Raw genomic sequence first — 14,776 nt, forward strand, 5'->3', positions numbered from 1 at the left:
GCGCCGTGGATACCAAATCTATCAAAACCGCATCAGGAAGGCGGCGGCAGGGCTGCGTGCGCCACCTCACTCCAGCGGAAAGCCATCCTTGAACGTCTGCCGCAGAAACTCCGTAAAGTGCTTGACCGCTCGCGGCACTTGCGCCCCATACGGCCGCACGACGTGCAATTGCGAAGCGAACGCGCCCACGGGGCGCCAGTTGGGCAGCAGCACGACGAGCTTGCCGGCCTGCAGCGCGGCCTGCGCGCTGAAATCGGGCAACAGCGCGATGCCGAGATGTTCCAGCGCCGCGTCGCGCAACGCCTCGCTGTTGTTCGCCGAGAACGGGCCGTTTACCGTCACCGTCTCGCGCGCGCCTTCCGCGCGGCGGCCGGCTTTCTCGAACGACCACACGCCCGCCCCCAGCGGGCGCGGATAGAACAGACAGTCGTGCTGCGCCAGATCGGCGGGCGTTTGCGGCGTGCCTCGCTGCTTGAGGTAAGGCCGCGTGGCGACGATGACCGAGCGCGTGTCGCAGAGCTTCCAGGCCACGTGGGTTTCCGGCACCTGCGCGCTATGGCGAATCGCGAGATCGAACCCTTCGGTCGCAATCGAGCTGAGCCGGTCGGAAAGCTCCAGTTGCACGCGCACTTCGGGATGCGTGCGCGAAAAGTGCGCGAGACGCGGCACCAGTTGCTGGCGCGCGAAGGCGACCGGTGCAGTGACGCGCACCGTGCCGCGGGCGACGTCGGCCATCTCGCGCACGCTCGCGAAGCTCGCGGCGATGCTGTCGAACTGCGCGCGCGTGTCCTCCACGAGCCGCAGCCCCGCCTCCGTGAAGCGCACGCTGCGCGTGGTGCGCTGCACAAGCGGCACGCCCGCCACGCGCTCCAGTTCCGCGATGCGCTGGCTCACGGCCGCCTTGCTCACGCCCAGGCGCGTCGCCGCCGCGGTATAGCTGCCCTGGGTGGCCAGCACATTGAGCCAGTGTAAATGCGTCCAGAGTGCTTCGACTCGCTGTGTATCCATCGATAAAAAGTCCGCGTCAAAACTCGTGAATCCCGCGTCGATACTAGCATGCCGTTCGCGCACTTTTCACAGACTACGCCAGTGATTGTTCACAGCTGAAAACAATCAATTCAGCGCCAGCGTCTTTCCTCGCCCCCGCACCCTCCGTAGACTGGCGGCACGCACTCACCTAACGAGGAGATGACATGCAGGCCTATACCGATTCCGCAGACGTAGTCCACTTCATCGGCGGCAAGACCGAGCGCGGCACGGGCGACCGCACGCAAGCGATCTTCAACCCCGCGACCGGCGCCGCCGCGCGCCGCCTCGTGCTGGGCGAAGTCGCCGACGTGGACGCCGCCGTGGCGAGCGCGAAAGCCGCGTTCCCGAAGTGGCGCGACACGCCGCCCATTCGCCGCGCGCGCGTCATGCTGCGGTTCCTCGAGCTGATGAACCGTCACGCGGACGAACTCGCGGCGATCATCACGGCCGAGCACGGCAAGGTCTTCTCCGACGCGCAGGGCGAAGTGGCGCGCGGTATCGACGTGATCGAATTCGCCTGCGGCATTCCGCAACTGCTCAAGGGCGACTACACCGAACAGGTTTCCACGGGCATGGACAACTGGACCGTGCGCCAGCCGCTGGGCGTGGTGGCGGGCATCACGCCGTTCAACTTCCCTTGCATGGTGCCGTGCTGGATGTTCCCGGTGGCGCTCGCAGCCGGCTGCACGTTCATCCTCAAGCCTAGCGAGCGCGACCCTTCCGCTTCGCTTTTCATGGCGCGTCTGCTCACGGAAGCCGGCCTGCCCGACGGCGTGTTCAACGTCGTGCAAGGCGACAAGGCCGTGGTCGACGCCCTGCTCGCGCACCGCGACGTGAAGGCCGTGAGCTTCGTGGGCTCCACGCCGATCGCGAACTACATCTACGAGACCGGTGCGAAGCACGGCAAGCGCGTGCAGGCGCTCGGCGGCGCGAAGAACCACATGGTCGTGATGCCCGACGCGGACCTCGACAAGACCGTGGACGCGCTGATCGGCGCGGGCTACGGGTCGGCCGGCGAGCGCTGCATGGCGATCTCGGTGGCCGTGCTGGTGGGCGATGTGGCCGACAAGATCGTGCCGCGCCTCGCCGAGCGCGCAGGCAGCCTCATCGTGAAGAACGGCATGGAAGCCGACGCGGAAATGGGCCCGATCGTCACGAAGCAGGCGCTCGAGCGCATCGAAGGCTATATCGCGAGCGGTGTGGAAGAAGGCGCGAAGCTCGTGGTGGATGGACGCGGCCTCAAGGTGCCGGGCCACGAAGCAGGCTTCTTCACCGGCGGTACGCTGTTCGACAACGTCACGCCCGAGATGCGCATCTACAAGGAAGAAATTTTCGGACCGGTGCTCGCCTGCGTGCGCGTGAAGGATTTCGCCGAGGCCGTGGAACTCATCAACGATCACGAGTTCGGTAACGGCGTCGCCTGCTTCACGAGCGACGGCCACGTGGCGCGCGAGTTCGGCCGCCAGATCGAAGTGGGCATGGTGGGCATCAACGTGCCGATTCCGGTGCCGATGGCATGGCACGGCTTTGGCGGCTGGAAGCGCAGCCTCTTTGGCGACATGCACGCGTATGGCGAAGAAGGCGTGCGCTTCTATACGAAGCAGAAGTCGATCATGCAGCGCTGGCCGGAAAGCACCGAAAAGGGTGCGGAATTTTCGATGCCGGTGGCGAAGTAACAGTTGTCGGGCCTGCGTGAGTTTGCGTGGCGTGGACACTGGCCTCGCGGTCGCATCAAAGGACGCCATTCATGCTTTGATGAAGTGTCACTGATCATCACGACGCCATGACGCGTCGGCAGTGCGAGACGCGCTGCGCACGGTCAGTCCGGTTGCGCGCCGAGCATGCGCGAAATATCCGCGACGAGCGCATCCACCGCCACGCGCACCTTCGACGGCATGTGACGCGCCTTCTGCCGCACGACGTGCACTTCGTCGCCCATCACGCTCTTGCTGTCCATGACGAGTTCGAGTCGACCGTCGCTCAAATACGGGCTCATGAGCCAGCACGGCAGCCACGCGAGACCGGCGCCGGCGGCGGCGGCATCGGCGATCGCCAGCAGGTCGTCGAAGCACAGCCGCGACGCGAGCCGGCATTCCTCGATCTCGCCGCCGGGCCCGCGCACGCGCCACGCCGGGCTCTGCCCCGCTCGGCCATAGGCGATGCCCGTGTGAGTGGCGAGGGCTGCGACGTCCGCGGGCTTGCCGTGTTGCGCGAGATACGCAGACGACGCGCAGATACCCATGCGCTGCACGCCAAGCCGGCGCGCGACGAGCGTGCCGTGATCGGGCAGCGTCCCGATGCGTACGGCCAGATCGAAGCCGTCCTCGACGAGATCGGCCACCCGGTCGCTAAACGAGAGTTCGACATTCAGACGCGGATGCTCCTCCACGAGCCGCCGCACCACGGGCGCCACGCACTGGCGTCCGAACAGCACCGGCGCGCTGATCCGCAAGCGCCCCGCAGGCTCGCGCCGTCCGTGATCGAAGGCGGCTTCCACGGCGCTCAGCTCCCCCAGCACGCGGCGGCACTGCTCGTAGTACGCGTGGCCTTCGTCGGTGAGGCTCAAGCTGCGCGTGGTCCGCTGCAGCAGGCGCACGCCCAGGCGCTGTTCGAGCCGCGCGACGATCTTCGCGACCGCCGAGCGCGTCACGCCAAGGCGCTCGCCCGCGGCGGAGAAGCTGCCCGCGTCCACCACGTCTACGAATTCGGCCACGCCGTTCAGGCGATCGTTCATATCCCCACTCCTTTTGTATCCACAGCGGCGACAACCAAGCTCCGGAATCTCACCAATGTCGCCTCGCAAGCAACACTATCATAGGTGCTCCCACTCGTACTGGAGCAGTCATGAACGCATGGAAACTGAAGGCCGGCAGCGGCCATGGCGCACTCGCGCGCACCGACGTCACGCCGCGCGCGCCCGGTCCGCATGACGTGGTCGTGAAGATTCACGCAGCCTCGCTCAACTATCGCGACCTGATGTTCGCGCGCGGCGATTACCTCGGCCTTGGCGACACGCCGCTCGTGCCCGTCGCCGACGGCGCGGGCGAAGTGGTCGAAGTCGGTGCGGCCGTCACGCGCTTCAAGCCCGGCGACCGCGTGATCAACACCTACTTCCCGCATTGGGTGGATGGCCCACCCACACCGTGGAAAGTGCGCGAGTCTCCCGGTGCGCAATTCGACGGGGTGCTCGCCGAACGCTTCGTCGCTGAGGAAACCTCGCTCGTCTCGATTCCCGCGCACCTGAGCTATGAGGAGGCCGCAACGATCTCGTGCGCCGGCATCACCGCCTGGAACGCGATCTTCGCCGATGGCGGCGCACGGCCCGGTGCGACCGTGGTGCTGCTCGGCACCGGTGGCGTGTCGATCTGGGGGCTGCAGCTCGCCCACGCGGCGGGCTTGCGGACCATCATCACCTCTTCGAGCGACGAGAAGCTCGAACGCGCCCGCACCCTCGGCGCGAGCGAGACCATCAACTATCGTTCGCATCCCGAATGGCAGGACGAAGTGCTGCGGCTCACGGGCGGCGAAGGCGCGGATATCGTCGTGGAAGTGGGCGGACGCGATACGCTGCCGCGCTCGGTGGCGGCCGCGAAGATGGGCGGGCTCGTTTCTATCATCGGCGGCGTGACGAGTTTCGCGGGCCCCGAATTGGGGTTGTTATCGGTGATCGGCGGTATCAAGCGTCTGCACGGCATCATGGTCGGCAGCCGCACGATGCTCGACGACCTGACGCGTTTCGTCGCCGCGCAGCAGATTCGCCCCGTGGTGGATCGCGTGTTCGCTTTCGAGGAAGCGCCCGAAGCTTACGCGTGGCTGGAAGCCGGCAAGCATTTCGGCAAGGTCGTGATACGCGTGGCCTGAGAGCACAGTGCGCAGAAAAGCGAAGCGGGCACGCATGGTGCCCGCTCCGTTCTTCTTGTTCCGGTCGTTCTAGAAAACCGGATGCCCGTTGATCACGCTGGGCAGCCACGTCGAGAAGAACGGAAAGTAGGTGACCAGATTGATCGCGCTAAAAATCGCGAGATAGTACGGCCACGCGACCTTGGTCGTCTCCCCGATCGACACGTCGCCAATGGCGCAGCCGATGAACTGCACCGAGCCGATTGGCGGATGCACGAGGCCCAGCGCGCAGTTCAGCAGGATCATGATGCCGAACTGCACCGGGCCCACGCCGCTATGCATGGCGAGCGGCAGGAAGAGCGGCGTCGTGATGAGGATGTGCGCCGCCATGTCGATGAACGTGCCCAGAAACACCTGGATGATGTTGATGTAGAGAAGCATCAGCCAGGGAAGGGTCGTGGCATGTTCGAGCACGCGCTCGATGGCCTCCGGAATCTCCAGATAAGCCATCTGATAGCGCAGCATGTTCGACACCGCGATCAGCAGCAGCACCACGCCCGTGGTCTTGGCCGCACGCGAGAGGGCGAAGAACAGCTTCTCCTTCGTCATCGAGCGATACACGACCACGGTGAGCGCGAGCGAATACACCACGGCAATCGCGGCCGCTTCGGTGGCGGTCGCAATGCCCCGCGCCACGCAGAAGAGAATGATCGCGATCACGAACAGGCCAGGCAGCGCGCCGAGGAACGCCCGCACCACGGCGAGCCAGCCGGGAAACACCTGCAGCCTGGTCGAGCCGTCCGCGCTGCGCGGATAGCCGAAGCGGCGCGCCTGCCAGTAAGCCGCAATCAGCACGAAGCCCATGACCCACAACACCGGCAGCAGGCCCGAGAAAAGCAGGTCGCCAATCGACACGCCGCTCATCTGCTGGCCGTTCAGCGTGCCCGTAATGCCTTGCGCCGCGAACGCATAGATGATCATGTTGGTCGAGGTGGGCATCAACGCGCCCGCCAGCGACGAGTGCGTCGTCACGTTGACGGCATAGGCCGCGCTATAGCCTTCGCGCTTCATGAGCGGAATGACCACGCCACCCATCGCCGACGTATCGGCGGAAGGCGAACCGGAAACGCCGCCGAACAGCGTGCACGCGACGACATTGGCCATGCCGAGTCCGCCACGGAAATGTCCCACTGCAGCCTGGGCGAAGCGCAGGATGCGGTCGGCAATGCCGCCGTGCAGCATCAGCTCGCCGGAGAAAATGAAGAAAGGTACCGCGAGAAACGAAAACGCGTTCATGCCCGAGATCATCGACTGCATGGCAGTCGCGGCCGGCAGTCCTTCGTAAAGGTACGTGCTGACGCAGGCGAGCCCCAGGGAGAAAGAAACCGGCACCCCAACGGCGAGGAGCACCAAAAAACTGAGCGAAAGAATTGCGAGTTCCATGTTTGCCCTACTTTGCCTTGCGTACGAACAGCGCCAGAAGATGCTCGAGCGAGAACAGCACGATGCAGGTACCGGCCACGACCGGTATGACATAGCGCACCGCTTCCGGTATGCCGAGAATCGCGATGTGGTCATCCATGGTCGTGTCCGCCATTTGCAGGCAGCCGAAGAAAATCGCCACGCCGAGCGCGATCAGGCAGAGATGCTGGAACGCCTCGGCGATCAGTTGCCCCCGCGGGGAAAGCTTCTTGACGAGCGAATCGAGACCGATATGCCCGCGCTCGCGCACCTTGAGCGCGGCGCCGAACATGGCGATCGTGACTACCAGCAGCAACGCGATCGGCTCGACGAAATCGGGTGCGCTCTCGAACACGTAGCGCATGATCACGCCGTAGAAGACGAGAACCGTCAGCGCGGCGAGCGCAACCGAGGCAACGATCGTCAGCAGGCGAAACAGCAAATCGTTGGGGAGTTTCAGGAAAGTCATGATCCATCCTTGCACGGCACACACTGCACAACGGCGTTTTTCCGGCTCCGCGCCGCTTGTGACGCGGAGCCCCGGGCTTTAGTGAATCGCCTGGATTTCGTCCACGATCTTCTTCATGTCGGCCGTCTTTTCATACTTCGTCCAGACCGGCTGCATGGCCTTCACGAAGGCCGCGCGATCGACCTGCGCGGCCGGAATGATGGTCGCGCCGCCCTTTTCCACCGTCTTGCCCGCCGTGTCTTCGCGCGCGGTCCAGAGCTTCACGTAGTACGGCACCGAGTCGGCGGCGGCCTTCTTGATGATCTCCTGCTCCTGCGGCGTGAGCGTGTCCCATACCTTCTTCGAGAACACCAGCACCTCCGGGGTCATGGCATGGTCCGTCTCGGAATACACCTGCGCCACTTCGTAGTGCCTGGTTTCCTCGTACGACGGCAGGTTGTTTTCCGCTGCATCCACGAGGCCCGTTTTCAAGCCCGTATAGACTTCGGCGAACGGCATCGGCGTGGGCGTGCCGCCCATCGCCTTGATTTCGTCGACCATGAGGTCAGACGGCTGCACGCGCACCTTCAGGCCCTTCATGTCGGCCGGCGACTTGATCGGACGCTTCGCGTAGATCGAGCGCGCGCCGCTCTCGTAGAAGGTCAGCGCAATCATGCCCTTGGCCTTGAACGCGTCGAGAATCTTCTGGCCTTCGGGGCCGTACATCACCTTGCGGAAATGGTCGATGTCGCGAAAGAGGAACGGCAGCGAAGGAATCATCGATTCCGGCACGATCTCGTTGAACGCGGCGCCATTGGCGCGCACCATGTCGAGCGCGCCGATACGCACCTGATCGATCGTATCGTTCTCCGAACCGAGTGCGCTGTTGCCGAACACCTTGATCGAATCCTTGCCGCCCGTGGCCTGCGAAATTTCCTCGCCCATGTGCTTGAGCGCCATGTTGGTCGGGAAGGTGTCGCTGTGCACGTCGGCGACACGGAACACGCGCGCGTGCGCAGCGCCTGCGGTGAGCGCGAGCGCCGCCGCCAGAACGGTCATTGCGGTCTTCGCGGTGCGTGCACCCTGTGAGTTGCGAAAGGTCTTTTTCATTGCTTGCCCCAAGAATGGAAGAGTTGTTTTCGAGCCGTGTTTGGGCTGATTCGCTGGCCAACCGGGTGTCTCAGAACCGGTGGTGGGTGATGCCTGCGTGAAGGACGACGCAAAGGCGGGGGCGGGCGCCGGCAATTGCCACCCCGACCACAGCGCACTTCGACCGGCGCCTGTTCTCCGCCATTTTCCGATCTCCTTTTGTTCTTCGCGTGCCATTTCTGGAAAACGTTTTCTCGAAATTTAATGCGTTCCCTTCAAAATGGCTAGTAGGTAGTTACGCGGAGCGAAGCAGGGTTGGCGTGGCCCAGTTGGCGTATCGGAAACAGGCGTGGCAAGGCCGCCGGCCGTTGTCTGGCGGCCAGCGCGGGGGATCTACAGCGATCAGGGAATCAGCGACAGGCGACGGTCGAGTCGCGCACGACGAGGCGGGGTTCGAGCACGACCTGCTCGACATCGGCGCGGCCGGCCAGGACGTCGATGAGCTTTTGCATGGCCAGTTCGCCCATGCGCTCGCTCTGCCCGTCGATCGTGGTCAGGCGCGGCTCGACGTATTCGCCATAGGGCACGTTGTCGATGCCGGCAACCGAGACGTCCTGCGGCACGCGAAAGCCGAGCGACCTGGCCTCCTTCATGAAGCCGAGCGCAATGAGGTCGTTGTAGCAGATCACCGCCTGCGGGCGTTTCGGGCCGAGCATCACCCGCGAGCAGGCGTGCTCGCCCGCCTGGGCGGTCGGCGCGTGCGTTTCGTAGACATCGAGCGTGAGGCCGGCCTCGGCCAGCGCCTCGGTGGCGCCGGCAATACGCTCGTCGTTGATGGTCGCCGCGGCGAAGCCCAGATAGGCGATATGCCGGTGCCCGAGATTGAGCAGATGACGCACCAGCATAGACGTCGCGAGCCGGTTGTCGAAACCGACGGTGGGCATGTCGAGCCCGCGCACGGTCCTGAGCATGACGACCGGCTTGCCCAGATTCATCGTCCACCGGGCGATTTCCTCGGAAGCCCGCGAGCTGACGATGAGCCCGTCCACGCGCGGCGCGAGCGCTTCGATGAGGGAGCGTTCGCGGGCCAGATTCTCTTCGGCGTCCACGAGAAGCAGCGTGTAGTCGTGCTGGAGCGCCACGCGGTTCGCGCCCTTGACCACGTTCGTGAAGTGCGGGTTCGCGATGTCCAGAATGGCGATGCCGATGGTGCGCGTGCGCCCCGTGATCATCGAGCGCGCCAGCGGATTGGAGCGGTAGCCGAGCAGCGCGATGGCGTCCTTGACCTTCGCTTCCACCGCCGGCGAAAAGCGCTGGGTGCCGTTCACGTACTTCGATACCGTCGCGACCGAAACGCCGGCCATGGCGGCGACATCGCGAATCGTCGGGGAACCACTTTTCATAGATCGGCAACGCCAGGGAGGATCGACGGCGAGCATTGTCGCAGAAACGGACCTCGGGTGAACCCCGGTATTCGCCGCAGGTATTCCTCCATTGACGCTGCGACCGCCGATGGCTATATTTGGAAAACGTTTTCCTCGCGTTTTCAATACCAAAATAATCTCCAGGGAGCCCTGATGTCGCAACACCCACTTGCAGCCAAACCGTTCGGCCGCCTTCTTCTTACCGGCGCGGGCGGCAATCTGGGCCGTCAGTTGCGCGGCGCGCTCGCGAACTGGGCCGAGATCGTTCGCGTCAGCGACATCACGGAGCCGGGCGAGGCGGCGGCACACGAGGAAACGCGCCGCGTCGACCTCTCGGATCGCGCGGCGGTCATGCAACTCGTGGAGGGCGTGGATGCGATCGTGCACCTGGGCGGCATCTCCATCGACGCGCCATTCGACGATCTACTCGAAGCCAACATTCGCGGCACGTACAACCTCTATGAAGCCGCGCGCAAGCACGGCGTCAAGCGCATCGTCTACGCCAGCTCCAATCACGTCACGGGCTTCCATCCCGTCACGAGCGTGCTCGATACCGATGCCGCGCACCGGCCGGACAGCCTGTACGGCGTGACGAAATGCTTCGGCGAATCGCTGTCGCGCTATTACTTCGATCGCTTCGGCATGGAGACGGTCTGCCTGCGCATCGGTTCGTCGTTCGAAGAACCGAAGAACGCACGCATGCTCGTGACGTTCCTGAGCTATCGCGACTTCATCGAACTCGTGCGCTGCTCGCTGTTCACCAACCGCGTGGGTCATGCGATCGTCTATGGCGTGTCGGACAATCCGGCGAGCTGGTGGGACAACGGCAAGGCGGGATTCCTCGGCTACCGCCCGCGCGACAGCTCGGCGCCGTACGCCGAACGCTTCCCGGCGACCGCGCCGAACGCCGAGCTCGGCGACGCTGCGCAGCAGTATCAGGGCGGACCGTTCGTGCTCGGCGAGCCGATGCATGGCGCCGAACGCTGATCGGAGTCCTGATAAAAGGGAAGACGGGCCCGGACGCCTGCAAGCAGACTGCCCTGGCCGCGAAGCGGCTAGGGCGGGGTTGCGCGGCGATTGACAGTTAGTTGCACATTTACTGACGTGTCATGCACCTACCGCCGCCCTCGCCCGGCAGCGAATACAACCTGTAGACTGTATTTTTAAATTACAGCCTGTGATTTGTATTTTTCCTTTACAGGGTATAGACTGTATCCGACTGCGCCGCGCGTTTCCGTTTGCTTCGGCCGTCTGCATCGGCATTTCGCCGCCCGGAGTTGCCGTGGACTACCCTCTCAAGACCCTGAGCCAGCTGCGCCCGATTCTCGTCGGCTTCCGCAAGAAGGCCGGCCTCACCCAGAAAGACATCGCCGCGCGGCTCGGCATCTCGCAGCAGAGCTATGCCGCGTTCGAGGCGAATCCCGAAGCCGCGAGCGTCGAGCGGCTCGTGCGGGTCTTGCGCCTCGTCGACGTCGAAATCAAGCTCGGCGCGCCCGAAGCCAAGGCCTCGCCTGTCGCGGCGAAAGCCGCGCCCCGCCCGGCCAAAGCACCTGCGGCTGCAGCCAGGATGCCGAGCGCGGCCACCCCCCCGGCCGCCCGCAAACGCACCCGCGCCACGCCGGCGGAGGCCGCGCCGCAGCGCCAGTCCGCCGGCCGCCGCAAGCCGAGGGAGGACTGGTGAGCACACGCCCCCGCCTGCCCAACCGGCTCGACCTGTGGATGAACGGCCTCCCGGTGGGCTACTGGGAGAACGTGCGCGGCAACGAACGCCTCGTCTACCTCGACAGCTGGCTCGACGACGAGCAAGGCCGCCCCCTTTCGCTCTCGCTGCCGTTCACGCCCGGCAACCAGCCCTACCGCGGCCAGATCGTCGCGGACTATTTCGACAATCTGCTGCCGGACAGCGACCGCATCCGCAGACGCATCGCCGCGCGCTACCAGACCGGCGGCACCTCGCCGTTCGAGCTGCTCGCCGCGCTCGGCCGCGATTGCGTGGGCGCGCTGCAGATCCTTCCAGCTGGCGAAGCGCCCACCGGCCTGAAGAGCATCAAGGGGCGCGCCCTGAGCGAAGGCGACATCGCGCAACTGCTGCGCGAAACCACCGCCACGCCGCATGCGGGCGAGCACGAAGCCGTGGACAGCCTGCGGCTGTCGATCGCCGGGGCGCAGGAAAAGACCGCACTGCTGCGGCATGGCGGGCAGTGGCTGCTTCCGCAGGGCAGCACGCCGACCACGCACATCCTGAAGCTGCCGCTCGGCCTCGTCGGCAACATGCGCGCCGACATGCGCACCTCGGTGGAAAACGAGTGGCTGTGCACGCAAATCATCGCGGGCTACGGTTTGCCCGTCGCGCCGTGCGAAATCGCGCAATTCGAGGACGCGAAGGCACTGATCGTGGAGCGTTTCGACCGGCGTCTTGCGAGCGACGCCAGGTGGATCGTGCGCCTGCCGCAGGAGGATCTGTGCCAGGCCACCGGCACGTCCGGCCTCGCCAAATACGAAGCCGACGGCGGCCCCGGCATCGACGCGATCATGCAGGTGCTGGACGGCTCCGTGCAGGCCACGGCCGATCGCCGCAACTTCTTCGTCACGCAGCTCATCTTCTGGCTGCTCGCGGCCACGGACGGCCACGCGAAGAACTACAGCATTGCGCTGCTGCCCGGCAGCCAGTACGCCGCCACGCCGCTCTACGACGTGCTCAGCGCGCATCCGGTCGTCGGCCGGGGCCGCAATCATATTGCGCCGCAGCGCGTGAGCCTTGCGATGGCCGTGCGCGGACGCAACCGGCACTATCGCGTCGAGGAGATCTATCCGCGGCACTGGATCGCCCAAGGCCAGCGCGTGGGATTCGCCGCGGCGGATGTCGAAGCGATGCTCGCGCAGGTGGCAGCGCAAACGCCGCGCGTGATCGAAGCCGTCGCGGCGCAGATCCCCGCCGATTTCCCCGCAGATGTAGCCGACGCCGTTTTCGCCGGCATGCGCCGGCTCGCCGCGAGGCTTACCGCGTAGGCGAAATCAGCCGCCCGCAAGCTCCTCGTCGTCGATCGCGCGCGTGAGCAGGTCGAGAAAGGCCTGCATGGTTTGCGGCAGCGTGCGGCCCGCCATCGTCTGGATCTGCAGCGTACGCTGATGCAGTTCCGGGTTCGTGAGCGGCACGGCGGCCAGCCCCTCCACCTCGAGACGGCCGCGCACGGTCAGAAAGCCGGTGAACGTCACGGCATCGGTGAGGCGTACGAATCGTTGCAACGCCACATGATAGTTGCTGACGAACACCGGCTCGAAGATCAGCCCTTCGAGGCTGCACGCGATGTCGAGGAGCTGGCGAATCGTCACGCCCTGGCTGTTCATGGCGACCGGCCAGGGGATCAGATCGCGCAACGACAGCGACTCGCGCGCCGCCAGCGGATGATCGCGCCGCATGAGCGCGAAGATCGGCGCGCGCTGCGAACAGTGCACGGCAATCTCCTTCTCGGGCGCGACGCTGAAGCACAGCGCGATATCGGCTGTGCCCTCGCGCACGCGCTGCGTTGCAACAGAAGGCGCCGACACGTCCAGCTGAAAATGCGTTTGCGGATGGCTCCGGAGAAAGTGAGCAAATACCTGTGGCAGAAAATCCGGCGCGAGGCCTTCGGAACTCGCAACGCGGATAGTCGCGCGACCGCCCTCGCTCAGCCCGCGAATCTCGCCGACCACGCGCTCCGTTTCGAGCAGGCTGCGCCGCGCGTGCTCGGCCAGCATGCGCCCCGCCTCGCTCAGCACCATGCCGCGCGGGCGCCGTTCGAATAACGGCGTGCCGAGCTCCTCTTCGAGCCGGGCGATCTGCCGGCTGAGCGCCGACACGGCAACGTAGAGCCGCTCGGACGCCTTGCTCAGCGAGCCGCTGCGGGCCACTTCCAGAAAATAGCGCAGTGCGGTGTTGTCCATGTCGATGAGCGCGGTCTCGTCCGCTTTGCCGTTTCGGCAAAGATAGATCACAAATATTGTAATTGTGCAGAAATATCGGTGGTTGCAGGATCGGTCGACGTCATCAAACGCCATCGAACAGAGGGAGACGCGCGTTGAACCGTGACACCGCCATTCAAACTGCAGTCGATCAATACGATTCAGGCCGCTTCCTGAACGACCTGCGCCGCCGCGTGGCATTTCGCACCGAGAGCCAGGAGCCGGAGAGCGGCGGCCGTTTGCGCGCCTATCTGGACGAGGAACTCACGCCGCTGCTCACCCAATGGGGTTTCACCTGCCGGGTCGTCGAGAATCCCGCCAACGGCGGCGGCCCGTTCCTGATTGCTCACCGCCACGAAGACGATGCGCTGCCCACCGCGCTCAGCTACGGCCACGGCGACGTGGTACGCGGCTACGACGCGCAATGGCGCTCGGGCCTCACGCCATGGGACGTAACCGTCGACGGCGAGCGCTGGTACGGCCGCGGCACCGCCGACAACAAAGGCCAGCACAGCATCAACCTCGCGGCGCTCGAGGCCGTGCTCGACGCGCGCGGCGGCAAACTCGGCTTCAACCTCAAGCTGCTGTTCGAAACGGGCGAGGAAGTCGGCTCGCCGGGCCTGCACGAACTGTGCACGCGGTTGCGCGACGAACTCGCCGCCGACGTGCTGATCGCCTCCGACGGACCGCGCCTGAGCGCGCACCGTCCGACAATCTTTCTCGGCTCGCGCGGCCTCGTCAATTTCAAGCTCGAACTCACGCTGCGCGAAGGCGGTCATCATTCGGGCAACTGGGGCGGCCTGTTGCGCAATCCGGGCGTCGTGCTCGCGAATGCGATCGCTTCCATGGTCGATGCGCACGGCAAGATCCTCGTCGATGGCCTGCGCCCGCCGCCGATTCCGGAATCCGTGCGCCGCGCGCTCGCCGATATTCGCGTGGGCGGCAATCCGGGCGAGCCCGAGGTCGATCGCGATTACGGCGAGCCGGGCCTCACGCCCACCGAGCGCGTGTTCGGCTGGAACAATCTGGAAGTACTCGCGTTCCGCACGGGCAACCCCGAGAAGCCCGTGAACGCGATTCCGCCGCACGCCATCGCGTACATGCAGATCCGCTTCGTCGTGGGCACGAACTGGCAGGACCTCGAACGGATCGTGCGCGCGCACCTCGATGCGCACGGCTTCGAGATGATCGAACTCGAAGTGGAACGCGGCGCACCGGCCACGCGCGTCGATCCCGACAACGCCTGGGTGCAATGGGCGCTGCGCTCGCTGCGCGAGACCACGGGAGCCGACCCCGTGCTGCTGCCGAATCTCGGCGGCACGCTGCCCAACGACGTATTCGCCGAGGTGCTCGGCATGCCCACGCTGTGGGTGCCGCATTCGTATCCGGGCTGCTCGCAGCACGCGCCGAACGAGCACCTGCTCGGCCCGGTCGTGCGCGACGGGCTGCGCATCATGGCTGGCCTCTTCTGGGACCTCGGCGCAAGAGAGGCCGGCGCGTCCAACCCCGCACCGCATCCCACCACGCTTGCATGAGGACGTCG

The 14,776-nt window shown here is 65.4% G+C and carries 13 protein-coding genes; 6 read left to right on the top strand and 7 right to left on the bottom strand.

From position 1 onward, the window contains the following. Positions 1 to 66 precede the first annotated feature (66 nt). A complete protein-coding gene (locus BFD71_RS23195) occupies positions 67 to 1,008 on the bottom strand; it encodes a LysR family transcriptional regulator (protein WP_069266652.1) in 942 nt (313 codons plus the stop codon). A 185-nt stretch (positions 1,009 to 1,193) separates the two neighbouring features. Between BFD71_RS23195 and BFD71_RS23200 the strand changes: the two genes are divergently transcribed. Further along, positions 1,194 to 2,705 carry a CoA-acylating methylmalonate-semialdehyde dehydrogenase gene (locus BFD71_RS23200; protein WP_069266653.1) on the top strand — a complete coding sequence of 504 codons (1,512 nt, stop codon included), beginning with the start codon at positions 1,194 to 1,196 and terminating at the stop codon, positions 2,703 to 2,705. A gap of 143 nt (positions 2,706 to 2,848) precedes the next feature. Here the strand turns inward: BFD71_RS23200 and BFD71_RS23205 are convergent, their stop codons facing one another. Next, the gene (locus BFD71_RS23205; RefSeq protein ID WP_069266654.1) at positions 2,849 to 3,763 is read right to left on the bottom strand and encodes a LysR family transcriptional regulator; all 915 of its coding nucleotides are present in this window, start codon (positions 3,761 to 3,763) and stop codon (positions 2,849 to 2,851) included. Positions 3,764 to 3,873: 110 nt separating this feature from the next. On the opposite strand from BFD71_RS23205, the gene BFD71_RS23210 reads away from it, so the two are divergent. Then, positions 3,874 to 4,890: a zinc-dependent alcohol dehydrogenase family protein gene (locus tag BFD71_RS23210; RefSeq protein WP_069266655.1), complete on the top strand. Its 1,017-nt coding sequence runs from the start codon at positions 3,874 to 3,876 to the stop codon at positions 4,888 to 4,890. A 69-nt stretch (positions 4,891 to 4,959) separates the two neighbouring features. Here the strand turns inward: BFD71_RS23210 and BFD71_RS23215 are convergent, their stop codons facing one another. From BFD71_RS23215 to BFD71_RS23230, 4 genes are all read right to left on the bottom strand, one after another. Next, positions 4,960 to 6,312, bottom strand: coding sequence for a TRAP transporter large permease (locus BFD71_RS23215; RefSeq protein WP_069266656.1), 1,353 nt, complete (start codon positions 6,310 to 6,312; stop codon positions 4,960 to 4,962). Between the two features lie 7 nt (positions 6,313 to 6,319). Beyond that, positions 6,320 to 6,799: a TRAP transporter small permease gene (locus BFD71_RS23220; RefSeq protein WP_069266657.1), complete on the bottom strand. Its 480-nt coding sequence runs from the start codon at positions 6,797 to 6,799 to the stop codon at positions 6,320 to 6,322. A gap of 78 nt (positions 6,800 to 6,877) precedes the next feature. Beyond that, positions 6,878 to 7,837, bottom strand: a complete 960-nt coding sequence (locus tag BFD71_RS23225; RefSeq protein WP_256094893.1) for a TRAP transporter substrate-binding protein — start codon at positions 7,835 to 7,837, stop codon at positions 6,878 to 6,880. Between the two features lie 440 nt (positions 7,838 to 8,277). Further along, positions 8,278 to 9,270: a LacI family DNA-binding transcriptional regulator gene (locus tag BFD71_RS23230; RefSeq protein ID WP_069266659.1), complete on the bottom strand. Its 993-nt coding sequence runs from the start codon at positions 9,268 to 9,270 to the stop codon at positions 8,278 to 8,280. Between the two features lie 174 nt (positions 9,271 to 9,444). Between BFD71_RS23230 and BFD71_RS23235 the strand changes: the two genes are divergently transcribed. The 3 genes from BFD71_RS23235 (at position 9,445) to BFD71_RS23245 (ending at position 12,300) form a co-directional block, all read left to right on the top strand. Continuing rightward, positions 9,445 to 10,278, top strand: a complete 834-nt coding sequence (locus tag BFD71_RS23235; RefSeq protein WP_069266660.1) for an NAD-dependent epimerase/dehydratase family protein — start codon at positions 9,445 to 9,447, stop codon at positions 10,276 to 10,278. A 295-nt stretch (positions 10,279 to 10,573) separates the two neighbouring features. Further along, the gene (locus tag BFD71_RS23240; RefSeq protein WP_069266661.1) at positions 10,574 to 10,972 is read left to right on the top strand and encodes a helix-turn-helix transcriptional regulator; all 399 of its coding nucleotides are present in this window, start codon (positions 10,574 to 10,576) and stop codon (positions 10,970 to 10,972) included. A 38-nt stretch (positions 10,973 to 11,010) separates the two neighbouring features. After that, positions 11,011 to 12,300: a type II toxin-antitoxin system HipA family toxin gene (locus BFD71_RS23245; protein WP_069266721.1), complete on the top strand. Its 1,290-nt coding sequence runs from the start codon at positions 11,011 to 11,013 to the stop codon at positions 12,298 to 12,300. A 6-nt stretch (positions 12,301 to 12,306) separates the two neighbouring features. Here BFD71_RS23245 and BFD71_RS23250 read toward each other — a convergent pair whose 3' ends face one another. Further along, a complete protein-coding gene (locus BFD71_RS23250) occupies positions 12,307 to 13,215 on the bottom strand; it encodes a LysR family transcriptional regulator (RefSeq protein WP_069266722.1) in 909 nt (302 codons plus the stop codon). Positions 13,216 to 13,349: 134 nt separating this feature from the next. Between BFD71_RS23250 and BFD71_RS23255 the strand changes: the two genes are divergently transcribed. Beyond that, complete coding sequence (locus BFD71_RS23255) at positions 13,350 to 14,768, top strand: M20 family metallopeptidase (RefSeq protein ID WP_069266662.1); 1,419 nt, start codon at positions 13,350 to 13,352, stop codon at positions 14,766 to 14,768. The last annotated feature ends 8 nt before the right edge of the window (positions 14,769 to 14,776 follow it).

This window comes from Paraburkholderia nodosa, assembly GCF_001718195.1.
Classification (GTDB): domain Bacteria; phylum Pseudomonadota; class Gammaproteobacteria; order Burkholderiales; family Burkholderiaceae; genus Paraburkholderia; species Paraburkholderia nodosa_A.

Bases quoted from the DNA above. Each gene is read 5' to 3' on its own strand.
- BFD71_RS23235 (WP_069266660.1), top strand. From the start codon at position 9,445: ATGTCGCAACACCCACTTGCAGCCAAACCGTTCGGCCGCCTTCTTCTT.
- BFD71_RS23210 (WP_069266655.1), top strand. From the start codon at position 3,874: ATGAACGCATGGAAACTGAAGGCCGGCAGCGGCCATGGCGCACTCGCG.
- BFD71_RS23225 (WP_256094893.1), bottom strand. From the start codon at position 7,837: ATGACCGTTCTGGCGGCGGCGCTCGCGCTCACCGCAGGCGCTGCGCAC.
- BFD71_RS23195 (WP_069266652.1), bottom strand. From the start codon at position 1,008: ATGGATACACAGCGAGTCGAAGCACTCTGGACGCATTTACACTGGCTC.
- BFD71_RS23245 (WP_069266721.1), top strand. From the start codon at position 11,011: ATGAACGGCCTCCCGGTGGGCTACTGGGAGAACGTGCGCGGCAACGAA.
- BFD71_RS23205 (WP_069266654.1), bottom strand. From the start codon at position 3,763: ATGAACGATCGCCTGAACGGCGTGGCCGAATTCGTAGACGTGGTGGAC.
- BFD71_RS23230 (WP_069266659.1), bottom strand. From the start codon at position 9,270: ATGAAAAGTGGTTCCCCGACGATTCGCGATGTCGCCGCCATGGCCGGC.
- BFD71_RS23215 (WP_069266656.1), bottom strand. From the start codon at position 6,312: ATGGAACTCGCAATTCTTTCGCTCAGTTTTTTGGTGCTCCTCGCCGTT.
- BFD71_RS23200 (WP_069266653.1), top strand. From the start codon at position 1,194: ATGCAGGCCTATACCGATTCCGCAGACGTAGTCCACTTCATCGGCGGC.
- BFD71_RS23250 (WP_069266722.1), bottom strand. From the start codon at position 13,215: ATGGACAACACCGCACTGCGCTATTTTCTGGAAGTGGCCCGCAGCGGC.
- BFD71_RS23220 (WP_069266657.1), bottom strand. From the start codon at position 6,799: ATGACTTTCCTGAAACTCCCCAACGATTTGCTGTTTCGCCTGCTGACG.